The 17,062-nt window shown below is 35.6% G+C and carries 9 protein-coding genes and 7 pseudogenes; 2 read left to right on the top strand and 14 right to left on the bottom strand.

Going from position 1 to position 17,062, the window contains the following annotated elements; genetic code table 11:
- The 11 genes and pseudogenes from prmA to gpr all read right to left on the bottom strand — a co-directional run.
- Positions 1 to 950: pseudogene (prmA, locus tag JCM21714_RS00315) on the bottom strand (50S ribosomal protein L11 methyltransferase).
- 38 nt (positions 951 to 988) lie between these two features.
- A pseudogene (dnaJ, locus tag JCM21714_RS00310) lies at positions 989 to 2,108 on the bottom strand (molecular chaperone DnaJ).
- Between the two features lie 238 nt (positions 2,109 to 2,346).
- Positions 2,347 to 4,199, bottom strand: a pseudogene (dnaK, locus tag JCM21714_RS00305) (molecular chaperone DnaK).
- A 29-nt stretch (positions 4,200 to 4,228) separates the two neighbouring features.
- The gene (grpE, locus tag JCM21714_RS00300; protein ID WP_035720801.1) at positions 4,229 to 4,792 is read right to left on the bottom strand and encodes a nucleotide exchange factor GrpE; all 564 of its coding nucleotides are present in this window, start codon (positions 4,790 to 4,792) and stop codon (positions 4,229 to 4,231) included.
- A 127-nt stretch (positions 4,793 to 4,919) separates the two neighbouring features.
- Positions 4,920 to 5,945 carry a heat-inducible transcriptional repressor HrcA gene (hrcA, locus tag JCM21714_RS00295; protein WP_035720798.1) on the bottom strand — a complete coding sequence of 342 codons (1,026 nt, stop codon included), beginning with the start codon at positions 5,943 to 5,945 and terminating at the stop codon, positions 4,920 to 4,922.
- Positions 5,946 to 6,090: 145 nt separating this feature from the next.
- Positions 6,091 to 7,239, bottom strand: coding sequence for a radical SAM family heme chaperone HemW (gene hemW, locus JCM21714_RS00290; protein ID WP_035720796.1), 1,149 nt, complete (start codon positions 7,237 to 7,239; stop codon positions 6,091 to 6,093).
- Positions 7,240 to 7,299: 60 nt separating this feature from the next.
- Positions 7,300 to 9,118 (bottom strand): annotated as a pseudogene (lepA, locus tag JCM21714_RS00285) (translation elongation factor 4).
- 132 nt (positions 9,119 to 9,250) lie between these two features.
- On the bottom strand, positions 9,251 to 9,556 hold the full coding sequence (locus tag JCM21714_RS00280; RefSeq protein ID WP_035720792.1) for a hypothetical protein: 306 nt from the start codon (positions 9,554 to 9,556) through the stop codon (positions 9,251 to 9,253).
- Between the two features lie 12 nt (positions 9,557 to 9,568).
- Positions 9,569 to 9,760, bottom strand: coding sequence for a stage II sporulation protein P (locus tag JCM21714_RS22605; RefSeq protein WP_268748256.1), 192 nt, complete (start codon positions 9,758 to 9,760; stop codon positions 9,569 to 9,571).
- A complete protein-coding gene (spoIIP, locus tag JCM21714_RS22600; protein ID WP_268748255.1) occupies positions 9,750 to 10,748 on the bottom strand; it encodes a stage II sporulation protein P in 999 nt (332 codons plus the stop codon). The genes JCM21714_RS22605 and spoIIP overlap by 11 nt, the downstream gene beginning before the upstream one ends.
- A 73-nt stretch (positions 10,749 to 10,821) precedes the next feature.
- Positions 10,822 to 11,898, bottom strand: a pseudogene (gpr, locus tag JCM21714_RS00270) (GPR endopeptidase); the annotation flags it as partial.
- Positions 11,899 to 12,084: 186 nt separating this feature from the next.
- On the opposite strand from gpr, the gene rpsT reads away from it, so the two are divergent.
- Positions 12,085 to 12,351, top strand: a complete 267-nt coding sequence (gene rpsT, locus JCM21714_RS00265; RefSeq protein WP_035720789.1) for a 30S ribosomal protein S20 — start codon at positions 12,085 to 12,087, stop codon at positions 12,349 to 12,351.
- Between the two features lie 53 nt (positions 12,352 to 12,404).
- Here rpsT and holA read toward each other — a convergent pair.
- Positions 12,405 to 13,360: pseudogene (holA, locus tag JCM21714_RS00260) on the bottom strand (DNA polymerase III subunit delta).
- Between the two features lie 703 nt (positions 13,361 to 14,063).
- Here holA and JCM21714_RS18955 point away from each other — a divergent pair.
- Entirely contained in the window at positions 14,064 to 14,198 is a 135-nt protein-coding gene (locus tag JCM21714_RS18955) for a YqzM family protein (protein ID WP_035720786.1), read from the top strand.
- 63 nt (positions 14,199 to 14,261) lie between these two features.
- Here the strand turns inward: JCM21714_RS18955 and JCM21714_RS00250 are convergent, their stop codons facing one another.
- Together JCM21714_RS00250 and JCM21714_RS00245 are read right to left on the bottom strand one after the other, a co-directional pair.
- A complete protein-coding gene (locus tag JCM21714_RS00250; RefSeq protein ID WP_052000297.1) occupies positions 14,262 to 16,550 on the bottom strand; it encodes a DNA internalization-related competence protein ComEC/Rec2 in 2,289 nt (762 codons plus the stop codon).
- Positions 16,551 to 16,589: 39 nt separating this feature from the next.
- Positions 16,590 to 17,036: pseudogene (locus JCM21714_RS00245) on the bottom strand (ComE operon protein 2); the annotation flags it as partial.
- Between the last annotated feature and the right edge of the window lie 26 nt (positions 17,037 to 17,062).

The following is a 17,062-nucleotide window of genomic DNA, read 5'->3' as shown; positions in this document are numbered from 1 at the left end:
TTATCTATCCTCTTCAGGCTTTTGTGCGATTATCGAGATCCAATCTTCCATTTGATTCACTTCCAATATATGAAAACCAGCATTTTCCAAACCTTGTTTTACAGCATCTTTTTTCTTTTGAATGATACCTGAAGTAATAAAATAACCGCCTGGCGTTAATAACTTGAAGGCATCGTGCTCAAAACGCAAAATAATTTCAGCTAAGATGTTTGCCACAATAACATTCGCTTCTTCTTCTACATTTTCCAACAAATTATTTTGTTTAACAACAACTTGTTGATTAACTTTATTTACCTTCACATTAAGTTTAGTGCTTTGAATAGCTACTTCATCTAAATCATAGGCTAATACTTATTTGCACCTAGTAATATCGATGCAATACTTAATACACCAGATCCACAACCAACATCCATAACTATTTGACCCTTTTCTATGAATCGTTCTAATGCTTGAATACTAAGAACGGTGGTTGGATGTGTTCCAGTACCAAACGCCATTCCCGGATCCAATTCAATAATAAGTTCATCTGTGGAAACAGGCTGATAATCTTCCCAGGTCGGTGTGATCGTAATACGTTCAGAGATTTTCACTGGTTTATAATATTTCTTCCAAGCTGTTGCCCATTCTTCTTCATTTACTTCACTTAGCGTAATGCGATTCGCACCAATATCAATATCATAAATTAATAAATTATTAATCGCTTGTTTAATTTCAGATACCGTTTCACCTAAAAAACTATTCACAGGAAGATACGCTTTTAACCGAACGCCTTCTTCGGAATAATTTTCTGGATTGAGATCATAGATTTCACCATATGGTGTGTCTCTATCTTTCTCTAGCTCTTGCCGATCTTCAATGACTACTCCACCAGCACCTGCTTCATGAATAATATTAGATATAGGTTCAATTGCTTCATTTGTTGTAAAGATACTTAGCTCTGTCCACTTCAACCAGATCAACTCACTTTGTTATAGATTTAAATTATGGACTACTCACCTTTAAAGGCTCTTTTAACTCGTTGAAAGAATGAATTTTCATGTTCATCTGTAGGTTGGTTTCCACTAATATCATTAAATTCTCTAAGCAGCTCTTTTTGACGATCATTCAGGCTCGTTGGTGTAATCACTCGGATTTTAATATGCTGGTCTCCTTGACCATATCCTCGAACATTTGGAGCGCCTTTACCTTTCAGTCGGAATGTTTTCCCGGTTTGCGTACCTGCTGGTACTTTCAATTTAACTTTTCCGTGTAAAGTCGGCACTTCAATTTCATCACCTAATGCAGCTTGTGTAAAGGTGATTGGCATCTCACAAAATATATGATCACCCTCACGTTCATAGAACTCGTGAGATTTAACTTGAATGACCACATATAAATCACCTGCTGGTCCACCATTCGCACCTGGCTCACCTTGTCCAGCTACTCGTATCTGTTGACCGTTATCAATACCTGCCGGGATACTAACGTGAATTTTCTTGCGTGACTGTACTTTTCCTTGTCCACCACAAGTAGTACATTTATCTTTTATTATTTTACCTGTTCCCTGACAATAATGACATACTCTTCGATTTACCACTCTGCCAAATGGGGGGGTATTTTGCTCAACGTTTAATTGACCACTACCTTTACAATGGCTACATGTTTCAGGTGATGTGCCCGGCTTTGCTCCTGAACCATTACATGTAGAACATTCTTCTTCTTTAGGAATTTGAATGTCTGTTTCTTTACCAAAAACAGCATCTTCAAAATCCAATGTCATCGTATATTGTAGATCATTACCCTGACGAGGGGGCATTTGGATCTCTTCGACGTCCACCACCAAAGAACATATCGAAAATATCTCCAAATCCTCCAAAATCTTCTGCTCCGCCGAATCCACCCTGACCCTGTGGATTTGCATGACCAAATTGATCGTATTGGGATCTTTTCTGTTCATTTCCTAATACTTCATAAGCTTCTTTTACTTCTTTAAATTTTTGATCTGTACCTTCTTCTTTATTCACATCTGGATGATACTTTCTGGCTAGTTTTCGATAAGCTTTTTTTATCTCATCTTTTGATGCATCTTTCGATATCCCAAGAATTTCATAATAGTCTCTTTTACTCACTGAATATACACACTCCCGCTCGTTTATTGCATAACATTTATCATAACATTGTTCATTAAAGATAAGCAAACATTATAAATGGTTAACACCACATGGACAAAACATCTAAACTGCGAAGTAATTCACAGTTCGTGTCCCTTGTTCAATGTATGATGATTGTAATAGTTCGTTATTCATGGAAAAAGCCAAAGCCATTTGGTTCTGACTTTGACTTTTTCTTTTGCCTATCTAACTCTTACTATTTCTTATCTTCGTCTTTCTTGTCTTCATCATCAACTTCTTCGTAATCAGCATCAACTACGTCGTCATCACCTTGTTGAGCTTCTGAACCAGCTGCTTCACCTTCAGCTTGTGCTTGTTGTTGAGCCTGTTCATAAAGCTTCACTGATAATGCCTGAACTTGTTCTTCTAATGCTTCTTTCTTCGCTTTAATTTGTTCTTGATCATTATCTTCTAGTGCTTTTTTCAAATCTTCTTTTGCTGCCTCTGCTTTTTGTTTTTCTTCATCTGTTACTTTATCACCGAGGTCTTTCAAGGTTTTATCTGTTTGGAAGACAAGTTGATCTGCTTCATTACGAAGTTCAATTTCTTCTCGGCGTTTTTTATCTTCTTCAGCATTTTCTTCTGCGTCTTTTACCATTTTTTCAACTTCCTCATCAGATAAACCAGAAGAAGACTTAATGGTAATCGATTGTTCTTTATTAGTACCAAGATCCTTCGCACGAACATTTACGATACCATTCGCATCAATATCAAAAGATACTTCAATTTGTGGAATACCTCTTGGTGCAGATGGAATATCTGTTAATTGGAAACGACCAAGTGTTTTGTTGTCTTGTGCCATTTCCCGCTCTCCTTGCAACACATGAATATCCACTGCTGTCTGATTGTCGGCAGCGGTTGAAAACACTTGCTGAGCACTTGTTGGAATTGTTGTGTTACGTTCAATAAGTTTAGTTGTTACGCCACCCATTGTTTCAATACCTAATGAAAGTGGTGTAACATCTAATAATACAACATCTTTCACATCACCCTGAAGTACCCCACCTTGGATCGCTGCACCTAAAGCTACAACTTCATCAGGTTTACACCTTTCGAAGGTTCTTTACCAATTTCTTTTTTAATTGCTTCTTGTACGGCCGGAATACGGGTAGACCCACCAACAAGTATTACTTTATCAATATCACTTGCACTTAGATCAGCATCTTTTAATGCCTGGCGAGTAGGTCCCATTGTTTTTTCTACAAGACCTGCAGATAATTCATCAAATTTAGCGCGAGTGATATTCATCTCTAAGTGTAATGGACCTGCATCTCCTGCTGTAATAAATGGAAGAGATACTTGAGTTTGTGTTACACCTGATAAGTCTTTTTTCGCCTTTTCAGCTGCGTCTTTGAGACGTTGAAGCGCCATTTTATCTTTAGAAAGATCAATACCATTTTCTTTTTTGAATTCAGCTACCATGTGGTCGATTAATACTTCATCAAAGTCATCACCACCAAGGCGATTATCACCAGCCGTTGCAACTACTTCAAATGTACCTTCACCGATATCCAGGATCGATACGTCAAAAGTACCACCACCAAGGTCATAAACAAGAATTGTTTGATCTTGATCAGCTTTATCAATTCCATAAGCAAGCGCTGCTGCTGTTGGTTCATTGATAATACGATCTACTTCAAGGCCTGCAATCTTACCTGCATCCTTTGTCGCCTGACGTTCTGCATCATTAAAATAGGCAGGAACAGTGATAACGGCCTTTTCTACTTTTTCCCCTAAATAATCTTCAGCATAAGCTTTTAAGTGCTGTAAAATAATTGCAGAAATTTCCTGAGGTGTGTGTTCCTTACCTTCAATATCCACTTTGTAATCTGTTCCCATATGACGTTTGATTGATTGGATGGTATTTGGATTGGTTATTGCTTGACGCTTTGCAACTTCACCAATTTGACGTTCACCATTTTTAAATGAAACCACAGAAGGTGTTGTACGATTCCCTTCAGGATTCGGAATTACTTTTGCTTCGCCACCTTCCATTACGGCTACACAAGAATTTGTTGTACCTAAGTCAATACCTATAATTTTACCCATTATAACTTCCTCCTTCTTAACATATGTAATTATTGATTTACTTTTACCATTGCTGGTCTAATTACTCGACCTTTTAATTGATAACCTTTTTGCATTGTTTCAACAATTTGATTTGATTCATAACCTTCTTCTTCTACTTGAATAACAGCTTGGTGTAAAGTTGGATCAAAGATTTGACCATCTGTCTCAATTGCCTCGACACCTTCACTTTCAAGCACAGTTTTTAACTGACGGTAAACTATCTCTAATCCTTCTACAACACCTTTGGCAGCCTTATCTTCAATTTCTACTTGAAGAGCACGCTCAAAGTTATCTAAAACCGGCAATAGTTCTGTTACAATCGATTGTGATTTATATTTTAAATCTGCTTCTTTTTCTTTTTTTGTTCTTTTTCTAAAGTTGTCATATTCCGCTTGCACTCGTAGCAAACGATTTTGCAATTCATCATTTTCATCTTTTAATTGTTGTACTTCCTTGTTATCTGATTGTTGTTCTTCCTTCTCTTCTTCTGTGACAAGTTCTTGTTCTGCATCATTTACAATTTCTTCAGTTATTTCCTCTTGCTCATTTTTTTCTAAGTCTTTTTCTTCCATTCCTGTCACCCCCCCCTATTAACATGCTTATAAACCTATTTAATGGCAGTAAAACCAATGTATAGCTAAACATACTTTCTATAAAAGATCAAATGTTATACAACTAAAAGGATAGAAGTTATGCGATTTAACGCCACGAATGAAACGTATCTGTTAATCGTTGTGATAAAATGTTTAATAAAGTTACAACTTTAGAATACTCCATGCGTGTTGGACCAAGAAGAGCAATGGTACCTAATTGTTTTTCCCCCCCCAACGTATAAGTCGCTGTAATTAAACTGCAATCCTGCATTTCATCTAATTCGTTTTCCTGTCCAATTGATACTTTGATACCTTTACCAGAAGTTCTCAATATATTGGCCATCTTATCTTCTTTTTCCATCACAGTATAGAGAGATTGAATTTTATGAATATCATTAAACTCTGGTTGTAACATGATATTTGTTTTGCCATCCATATAGAGCTTTACAGGTTGCTTATCTAACAAAGCATCTTTCAGAAAAGAATAGGTTGTTTGAAAATCTGAACTGTATCGTTGTAACAGTTGAGAAACTTCTCCATACAGCTTTTGTTGCAATTGAACAATAGGCACTCCAACTAATCGATCATTCAAGATATTAATTAACTTCTCCAAATCTGACGTCTGCATCGTTGGTGGCACATTGAAGTGTCGATGTTCAACATGTCCTGTGCTTGTAACTAAAATAGCTACAGCGGTATGATCACTCAAACTAATAATTTGAATTTGTTTAAGCGTCGTTTCAAACACTTCAGGTCCTAAAATAATCGAGGTATAGTTCGTTATATCTGACAGAACTCTGGCAGATTTTTGCACCAATAACTCGAACTCAATCATTTCCTTTTGAAACGTTTGTTGAATGGTCAACATATCCTGCTTTGATAATCGGAATGGAGACATTAAATGATCCACATAAAAACGATAGCCTTTTTCAGATGGTACTCGACCTGAAGAAGTATGTGTTTTTTCAATATATCCTAACTCTTCTAAATCTGCCATTTCATTACGAATCGTAGCAGGACTAAATGTAATTTCTGCCTTTTTCGCAATGGCTCTTGATCCAATCGGTTGTGCCGTTTGAATGAATTCATCAATTATAACTACCAACACTAATATTTGTCTTTCTGTAAGCATCGATGATCACCTCTGTTAGCACTCTGGGATCTTGAGTGCTAAATCTAATAATAAATTATCAAATAGATAAGAAAATGTCAACAAAGAAACATAGAAATTTATAATTTTGTCTGTAGCATATTTACCAATTAATGTTCAGTAAAATTTATAGGTCATGATCAAGTAAGAAGGATTGGAATACTTCATTACCGAATGGTTTACCCGCTTCTGTAAGCCTGACGAATCGCTGATCATATTCAATCCAGCCACGTTGTGCTAGATTTCGTAGTTCCTCTTTATATAATTTCTTAAGCTTCAATTGATATTTTGCTTCAAAATCATCAATAGATACTCCTTCTGATTTGCGCAAGCCTAAAAACATTTCCTCTTCCACTTGTTCTTTTTTTCTGATTTTTTCAACATGCAATATTGGTTTACCAGATCTGTTTGCCTCTTCTACATACGCCGGAAAAGGTCGAATGTTAACAATACGTTCTCCTGGCAAATAACCATGTGCGCCTGCACCGAAGCCATAATAATAGTCGTTATTCCAATAAGTTAAATTATGTTGACTTTCGAACCCTGGTTTTGCAAAGTTGCTAATTTCATATTGGAAAACTCCCTTGCCATTCATTTCTTTTCTTAATATTTCATACATATCTGCTTCAATTTCTTCTGGTGGCTTGGTCAGCGTTCCTTTTTTATAACGTTGGTAAAATATTGTTTTTGGTTCAATTTGCAGAGAGTATGCCGAATAATGTGGCAATTGAAATTGTAATGCTTCGTGTAGTGTTTTTTCAAAGTGAGCAATTGTTTGATTCGGCAAACTGTACATCAAATCGATACTGATATTAGTAATGCCAGCATTTATAAGATCATTGATGTTTTGATACACATCTTTAATCCGGTGTAACCTTCCAAGTTGCTCTAACATATCATCATCAAATACTTGAACACCCATTGAAATACGACTGACCCCATTATCTCGAAGTATTTTTATTTTTTCTTTTGTTAAGTCTCCAGGATTCGCTTCAAAAGTGTATTCAGATACTCCAGCAACATCGAAATAATAGTCAATTATTTTCACTAATTTTGTTAATTGACGATTGTTTAAAGCTGTTGGGGGGGTACCTCCCCCCCCAACGAAAATTGTTTTCATTTTTTGATTTGGTGAAACAATATTTGTCTTTATTTCATTTTCTAATGCAATTAAATAATCATCTGCCATTTTTTCCTCATAAAAAAACTTAGTGAAATCACAATAATGACAAATTTTCTCACAGAAAGGGATGTGTATATAAACTGATGATACCATTTAGTTTCCTCCTTCATCGTATGGCAAAACCCTTGCCAATAGACAAGGGTTTAAATAGTTCTATTCGTCATCCATTTTCAATACTGCCATAAAGGCCTCTTGCGGAACTTCCACAGAACCAACCATTTTCATTCGTTTTTTACCTTCTTTTTGTTTCTCCAACAACTTACGCTTTCGAGTAATATCGCCGCCGTAACATTTGCTTAAGACGTTTTTACGCATTGCTTTGATGGTAGTTCTTGCAACAATTTTATTACCGATCGCTGCTTGTATTGGTACTTCAAATTGCTGTCTTGGTATTAATGTTTTTAATTTATCAGCTATTTGTTTGCCACGGTCAAAAGCGAAATCCCGATGAACAATGAATGATAAAGCATCAATGGTATCACCATTTAATAAAATATCCATTTTAACTAAATTAGAGGTTTTATATCCAATCATTTCATAATCGAAGGAAGCATAGCCTTTCGTCTGCGATTTTAATTGATCAAAGAAATCATACACAATTTCTGATAACGGTATTTCATAGACAATATTCACGCGGTTATCAGCTAAATACTGCATGTCTAAGAAATCACCACGTTTTTTTTGGCAAATTTCCATCACCGGACCTACAAAATCATTCGGCACCATTACCGTTGCACGAACATATGGTTCCTGCACTTCCTGGATCGATTGATTGTCAGGCATAAAAGATGGATTATCAATGGTAACCTTCTCACCGTCAGTCTTAATCACACTGTAAATAACACTAGGGGCTGTCGTAATTAAATCTATTGAGAATTCCCGCTCAATTCGCTCCTGAACAATTTCCATATGTAAAAGTCCTAAAAAGCCGCAGCGAAAACCAAAACCCAATGCTTGAGAAGTTTCTGCCTCATATTGTAACGAAGAATCATTCAATTCTAATCTTTCCAACGCTTCACGCAGATCATTATAATTATCTGCATTAACTGGATATAACCCACAGAATACCATCGGGTTTAATTTTCGATACCCTGGTAATGGATTTGATGCAGGATTATCTACTAATGTAACCGTATCCCCCCCTACACGTGTATCTCCCACATTCTTAATGGAAGCAGTCAAATAGCCGACATCACCAACTGTTAGCTCTTGAAGTTTGGTAGGTTTTGGGTTGAAGACACCCACTTCATTCACTTCAAATTCTTTACCCGTCGCCATCATTTTAATCTTATCGCCTAATTTTACAGTGCCTTCCTTTACACACACATATGCCACGACCCCACGATATTGATCATATAAAGAGTCAAAAATCAGTGCCTTTAATGGGGGGGCATCAGGATCTCCGCAGGTGCCGGAATTCTTTCAACAATTTGTTCGAGAATATCTTCAATGCCAATTCCTGATTTTCCACTTGCCAATATAGCTTCTTCTCCATCAATACCTATAACATCTGTAATTTCTTGCTTGACCCGCTCAGGATCAGCACTTGGTAAGTCAATCTTATTAATAACAGGAATAATTTCCAGTTCATTATCCATTGCTAAATAAACATTTGCCAACGTTTGTGCTTCAATCCCTTGAGCAGCATCTACTACCAGAATAGCGCCTTCACAGGCTGCCAGACTTCGAGAGACTTCATATGTAAAATCGACATGTCCTGGTGTATCAATTAAATGAAAAAGATACTCATCCCATCGCCTCGGTCATATTTTAACTGAACCGCATTCAATTTAATTGTAATTCCACGCTCACGTTCCAGGTCCATACCATCCAAAAATTGTTCTTTCATTTCACGTGCCGTTAACGCTTTGGTTTTTTCCAATATTCGGTCTGCCAGCGTTGATTTACCGTGATCAATATGTGCAATAATCGAAAAATTTCTTACTTTATTCTGATCTCTAGTATTCGTCAATGTCCTTCAACTCCTATATTTGACCACAATCCTAGCATTGATTATAGCAGTGAACACGTGTATGTTCAACAGAAAGATAACGAGATCAAGAAAGAAGGTTCTGCTGCGATTGCTTTGATACCAATGTAATCTCTAAAAAATGCCATCTACAAGTGAATACGTAACTTCAATCACTTGATCACAGATTTTTTTGACCACCTTTTCTCCACCATTCGCCACCGAATGCAGAATAGAAGGCTCAATGTCCGCTGCTGCCACTACTTGCTGTTGATTCTCTTCTATCTCCTCTATAATTTTATCTCGATTAATAACTGTTTCTTCTGCGGGCAAATCTTCTGAGATTTCTTTAATCATTTCAGTGCTGCTGCGATCAATACCAATATACATTCCCAACGAAAAAATAAAGCTTAACAATAATAAATAAAAGAAATATTTCACTATAATTACCTCCTAATTTGATCCAGAAACTTTTTGGGCATCCCAATAATATTCACTAAATATTTCTGCAAACACTTCTGAGGTGTTATATAGCTCTTCCATCGTATTGTCAACGCCACCGAATTCAATCGTTAAAGCATTATTGGAAACGTCCTGATTGTATACACCATTGCGTCCCGCTCCTCCATATTTTTCAACCCCCACGACTCAGACCGGCATATTTCTTTTCAAGTTGTTCGTGTAAAGCTTTCGCTAAAGCATAATTTCGTTCATAATTAGGATTGTCTCCACCAATTACGAACATAATCTTTGCATACGATTTTTCACCAAGTTTAATCGTAGTAATATCTTTTCTTACACTGTCACGATGCAAGTCAAAAACGTAGTTCAGATCCTTATTCTTAGTTAAAGCAGCTTCGACAACTTCTTTTGAGGCAGTATAGGAATCTGCGGAATAATCCCAGCCCTTATCATTCAGTATCGAACCAATATCCGTATGATCAACTTCTGCACCAATACCAAATTGCTTTAAGTCTTTAGCCAATTGATCACTGACATTGGTAATATTGACTTTATTATGGAAAGCATCATTTGGGTCATTTGTGTTAGGTAAATAAGGCAAAAAGGACTCTCGATTATGTGTGTTATATAAAAATACAATGTTACGATTGCCTGTCGTTTGCTTTTGTTCTTCTTTGACAGGACCCTTATCTTCTTTTTCCTCAGGAGTCGTCGCTTCTCTTTCTTCTAAGACAATATCTAGTGGTGGCGTCGATTCCATCGTTAAATTGGTGTAATCTGTTCCTTCTCCAGCGATAAGAATTTGACGATCATACATTTCAAAACCAGGTAATTCTCTGCCTAATAAACTGCGAACATCATGCATTCTCACATTTGTTCCTAATTCAAATACAACTTTCCATATATCGATCGGAGGTTTATCCTCCGGTAATGCTTCTTTAAACATCCGATTTTCCATCATCATTAAAGACAAAAAATGAACTTCATTAATATTTGTCGTCCACTTTTTTACTGTATTTGAAGAAACTCTATAATTTGGATCCAAACTTGTTAAAACACCTATTAATATAAACATCGCAAAAAATCCGCTTAAAAAAATGGATATAATCATTACTAATTTATACTGGGTGAATAAAAAGACTCTTTTTTGTCTATGATTGGTACGTCTCATAATGTTCTCCCTTCTATCTCCTCTATTAGCTCTATTAATAGTTATGAGGAATCGATAGAAAGTAGAACATATTTTATCGTGTATATTGACTGAAGTTTTTAATCGTTACATTTTCATGTAAGGCAGCATTTAGTGACTCTGCTAATAAGTGAGCGAGATCTTTAATATATCCATCAATTTCTTTAGGAGTAACCATTAAGTTATGTCCAAGTGGCGTCAATACTTCTTGCATTAATGCTCTTTTTTCCTGTTCGTCTAATGCACCAATCATTCCAAAAATTTTCTCTCTTTTCTCAATGGGTGGTAAGTCATCTTCAGATAAGGAACGATCGCCGAAATTTAAACCAGCTGGTGTTAAAGATTTTGAAGGTCTATCTTTTTCCTTCCATTCCTTTCCAATATGCTTCAGTACATAATCGATGGCGTCACTTGTTATAGTGACCGCATCAACAACGGTTGGTACCCCTATCGCAAAAACGGGTACCCCTAACGTCTTTTCACTAAGTTCTTTTCTATTGTTACCTACACCTGAACCAGGATGGATACCAGAATCAGAAAGCTGAATCGTTGCATTCACTCTCTCCATTGAACGAGAAGCTAAAGCATCAATTGCAATCAAAAATCCCGGTTGATACTTATCGATAACTCCTTTAATAATGTCGCTTGTTTCAATGCCTGTTAAACCCATCACGCCCGGAATTATTGTGGCTACCCTCCGATAACCTTCTTTTACATACTGTGGTTCGTGAACAAACAGGTGATTCGTGACAAGTACTTTATCTATTACAAGTGGGCCCAAGGCATCTGGTGTAACATTTCGATTTCCGAGACCCACTATTAATCCAGAAGCATCTTTTGGAATTTTATTTTTTTTCATTAATTCCAGCAATTGTTTTGTTACAACTTTTGCAGTTTCTTCCTGTGATTTTGTATCTTGCCTTTTAATCGCATTTGAATAAATCGTTCGGTAGGATCCAGGATTTTTACCGATATGTTCTGCACCTTTTTGATCCACTTCAACAGTAGTTACTTCAATATTTCCAATACGCGTCTCGTGAATTGTGACGCCTTCAATTTTTGTGTCTTTTCTTTCTTCTTGTTCCACATACATTTCTTTTGCCTCAACTGCTAAATCTGTTCGAACATCAAATGATTTTTTCCCACTATATCACTCCTCACCTAATTTTTCTTAGCATTTCCCTGTGTTTTAAAATGATACGCGGATGTTAAATCTGCCACCGGATCATTTTTTATTGAAAAGTCACGCAAGCTTTGGTACAATGTCATTTGACCTAATATAAAGATAGGGCTATGATGTATGATGGAGGTGAAAGAATTGGCAAATATCAAATCAGCAATTAAACGTGTACGTACAAACGAAGATCACCGTTTACAAAACCAATCTGTAAAAACAGATATGCGTTCCCATATTAAGAAAGTGGAAGCATTAGTAGCAAACAAAGAGGTAGAAAATGCAAAAGCTGCACTTCAAACTGCCACAAAGAAAATTGATAAAGCTGTGCAAAAAGGACTTGTTCACCAAAACAAAGGTGATCGTCAAAAATCTCGTTTAGCAAAAAAAGTTAACGGACTTAGTGCATAATAGTAAAAAACCGCAACTGTGATAACGCAGTTGCGGTTTTTTTAAGTATTTCATTATATAAGTGTTTGCCTTTTTTTAATTAATTGATAAAGTAATAATTCAAATGCGAGTGATTTTTCCATTTTACCTGTTTTAATTTGCACATCTGTTTCCGTAAGCAAGTTAATTGCTTCTTTTAATTCGTTAGTTGAGAACTTGGTCTGTCTAGTCATTGCCAGTTTAGCAACATATGGATGGATTTTAAGCTGTCCTGCCATCTGTTGTTGGGTGTAGCCTTGTTCTTTCAGTAACTTTACATGTAATAAGGATCGAAATTGGGAAGCAACTAAGGAAATTAAAGCAATTGGATCTTCGTTCATTTTTTCTAAATCCTTGGTAATATCAATTGCTTTTGCTAAGTTATTTGCCATAATCGCATCAACCAGCTTTAGCGCAGAACTATTCTCTTGGCTGGACAGCAATATCTCAGCATCCTGCATTCGAATGGTATTGCCCTCACCGACATATAATGCAAGTTTTTTCATTTCTGAATGGATAATCATTAAGTTAGTACCAATTTCACTTATGAAATAATCGATAACTTCATCAGAAATGCGAACTCCATGCTCCTCTGCAACTTTTTGAATAACTTCTTTAATATTCCATTCTTTAAGTGGTTCACATGCTACTGTTTTAGCAACTTTTTTTAACTTTTTCACGACTTTTTTTCTTTCGTCTACTTTATCATATGGTGCAATTACAATTAATATAGAATAGGGTGCAGGATTATCTAAATAATTCACTAACACTTCAGGGTGATGTATAATCTCAGTTTTAGCAGGTTTTGCTCGAAGAAAATCTGCATTCGAAGCAAAAATAAGTTTGCGATCACCTAAAAAGGAAATGTTTCCGCATCTGAAATTATTTCCTGTATCGCAGTTTCTTCCAAATCATAAATTGATAAGTTAGTTTCTCGCTCATCCTGCTCGATCCCATTCGTTATTAACGCTTGCTTTAAAGCTTCGACCATATATGTCTCTGAACCATGAAAATAATAAACCGGTGCAAACTTTTTCTTTTTCATCTCTTCTATTATGGTTATATAGCTCATGTATTTCACTCCGTAACCTTATGTATTAATACACATTTACTAATTTTTAACATCGTTTTTTATGCAAAATTTAAATAAATAATACAGATCACAATAAAAAGTTGAAAAAAAATCAATTATGTTTTATTGTATAGTAAGATTCACTTTTTGAAAAGTATTCAAAATACTTTTTTAACATGTATGTTACAGAACAAAAGCGCAGAGCGCCGTTAAAAAACGTAGCGACTGGAGCGAATCACCTGAGATAAAGGAATCACGGTGAGTTTACGAACCGATGATGACTTATCGTAGGGCGATTCGTGAAGTTGCATAGTTTTTGGCGCTCGGAGCTGGACGTGGCTAAACAAAGGAATCCGAATAATCCACAGTAGAACATTTTATAATTTCCTAAGCAATAAGAAAGAGGGAAGCAGTCTATCACTTCCCTCCGCAATCTATATCAACGCAACTTCATCAGCCTAGGTAACTAATTATGCTGCGATATTTTCTTATATATAGATTGACCTGTTTACACAAATAATATAGGTGTTAACTCTTGCTAAGTAAGGGAATCCTGAGAAACGTTATTACATCATTCTTTTATTTAGAAGGTTTTACCTAACTTAATAAGGAGGTAGTAGCTATGAATGAATTTGAAAAGGAAGTTCAATCCAAACGACACGACTTATTTGATGCTGGTTTTGGTTTTATTTTTTCATTTGTATTTTTTATGATTATTTTCTTTATTGGTGTCATTTTCGATGCGATTGGTTCATAAAGAACAACGGGGGCTAACCAGATTAGTCTCGTTGTTTTTTATATAACTGCTGAATGAGAATGATTATGGTACTACATCATATGGTAAGTAAGGTGAGACTGTTCCACTCCCTTTAGAAAATTTGTAAATAATTGCTCCATTTTGATCTGTTCTCAAGATTTTCGTCTTATGATCTTCAAGACGCTTTAACACATCTGGATGCGGATGATTATAACGATTTTTTTGACCAACTGAAATGAGTCCGAGTTGAGGGTTTATTATTTTTAAGAATTCAGCAGAGGTTGATGTGTTACTTCCATGATGGGAAATTTTAAGGATATTTATCTTTTGTGATGGAAACTGTTTTAGCAGCTCTTCTTCCCCCCCCACTACTCCAATATCACCAGTAAAAAGCCATGTTTTATTCCCAAACTTACTACTTAAAACAAGTGAATTCTCATTTTTACTGTCATGCTTACGATTTGGAAGGTGTACATAAAATTCCTGATTATGAAGTTGAAAAGATTGACCAGCTCGCCATGTTATGTGAGAAAAATTTTGATTAATTTTTCTATAATCCTTTAACATACGATCATCAAAATATGGACTGGTAATAATATGATTTATTTGATATGCTTCAAGCAAATAGGGCACACTACCAATATGATCGTGATCAGCATGTGACAATATAATAGCATCAATCTCGCCGATTCCTCTTGATTTCAAAAAAGGGTCGATCACTTGCTCGAAAATTTTGTCAGATCCAGAAGTGAAATCCGATGACATAGTTCCTCCAGCATCTATCATATAAACAGCTTGCCGAAAAGGCAATTCAATCACAATAGCATCACCTTGTCCTATATCTAAAACAGTAATGTAACCATGTGGAGTTAAATATGGCTTAATGCTAACCAAAAAAAGGATTAAAACAATAGATATACCATACAGAAATGCTTTTCTAATATGGTTTATATCAAAAAAATAAAGAAACAAAAATAACATGAGATAATAGGGTAAATAAAATTTAACAGGAAAGGATCCTATCAACCAGGCAGACGGCATTATCGCATCAATTTCCTGAATAAATGTAAGCATATATGTCTGTACATTAATAAATAGCGTATCTAATACGGTCACGATCGAAGTTGAAAATGAAATGACCAAAATTAATAATAATATCGGTAGCACAAATAAGGTAAAATAAGGAATTATGATAAGATTGAGTAAAATTGATAATGGCTGAAACTGATAAAAATGATGCAATTGAATGGGTAGAATGACAAGCATGCTGATTAACGAAATTCTCAAAAGTATCCAACTATAACCTAGCTTTGACTGATTGATTATATTTCGAGACAACAAAATTGCATAGGTTACGGCAAAACTAAATTGAAAAGCGAGCGAATAAATCACATATGGATGTAACAGCACCATTAACACAAATACAATACTTAATATATCGGTGCCTGCAAACCGAATCGGTACTTTAGCAAGAATGATGACGAGTAATCCTAACAAGCTTGCCCGCCACACGGACGGTGCTCCTCCAGCCAATAATGGATAGAGTGGTAATGTTATTACTAATAGTAATTGAGCTCTTTCAATTGTTATACGAAAAATAAACAAAAGCACAAAATAAATAATCCCCAGCAATAATCCTACATGTAATCCTGAAATAGCTAATAAGTGAGACAAATTCCACGTTTGAAACAGCTTGATTACATCTTCATCTAATAAATCTCGATCTCCAAATAATAATGCGGTTAACCATGCTGAGGTAAGAGGACTTACTATATTTTCTATTTTATCTATTAATTGAGTTCGCAATTGATGTATTTTATGCAGTGATGATTGCCCTTCACATTTACTTTCAGTTATTGAGTTTATCATAAATTGCGCTTGAATGTTTTGCGTTAACAAATAATGTTTATAATCAAATTGGCCTGGATTACGTGAGGTGGGAATATCTTGAAATGAACCATTTAATTCACAAATTGCGCCCGTTCGGAAAGAGGAAAGATTATATTTCGTATCATCGAAGAAGTAGGTTACTTCAAGCCGCTGATGATTCTGCGATTTTAAGGTAAAACGGATATAACTATCATTATGATCTATAGCGGAGACTATTTCACCTGAAATTATCCTTTGATCTGTATCATGCTGGTTTTCTTCGGTTGACAGGGAAGGTATAAAATGGAATGAGAGGCAACTAAAGAGAAGAAGAGAGGTAATTATTCTTATCGAATATTGTCGAATTAGATAAAAATAAAGAGCAGTTCCAAACATTATTACTGCAAATATAATTGGTTCTATGTCTTTGAATAGAAATGCTAACATATACATGATTACAAACCAATGTAATTGTTGATACAAAAATGAATCACCTCCTCTTTTCTTAGAGAATTCTTATGGTTTTAAACTTATATAATGTTGATCTAATTCAACTTTCTCTACTTGCACATTTGCTTCTTTAAACAAATCTATCGCATAGGGATGATTTTTATAGTCCTCTGCATAATAGACTGTCTTAATGCCACTTTGTATGATGGCTTTGCAGCAATTAAGACAAGGAAAATGGGTAACATAAATCTCTGCCTTATCTGTAGACGCTCCAAATTTAGCACATTGTAACAATGCATTCATCTCTGCGTGAATGGTTCTCACACAATGACCATCAATAATATAACAGCCTTCATCAATACAATGAACACTTCCAGATACACTTCCATTATACCCACCCGCAATTATCCTTTTATCGCGCACAATTGTCGCACCTACCATTAGTCGTTGGCACGTACTCCGTAAAGCTAACAAGTGACTCTGAGCCATAAAATACTGGTGCCAAGAAATTCTTTCCATATATCCTCAACCTTTCTATTTCAAAC

The sequence above is a fragment of the Gracilibacillus boraciitolerans JCM 21714 genome, assembly GCF_000521485.1.
GTDB classification, from domain to species: Bacteria; Bacillota; Bacilli; order Bacillales; family Amphibacillaceae; genus Gracilibacillus; species Gracilibacillus boraciitolerans.
Note: the sequence above shows the minus strand (reverse complement) of the source record. Positions and strands in the feature narration are given on the sequence as shown.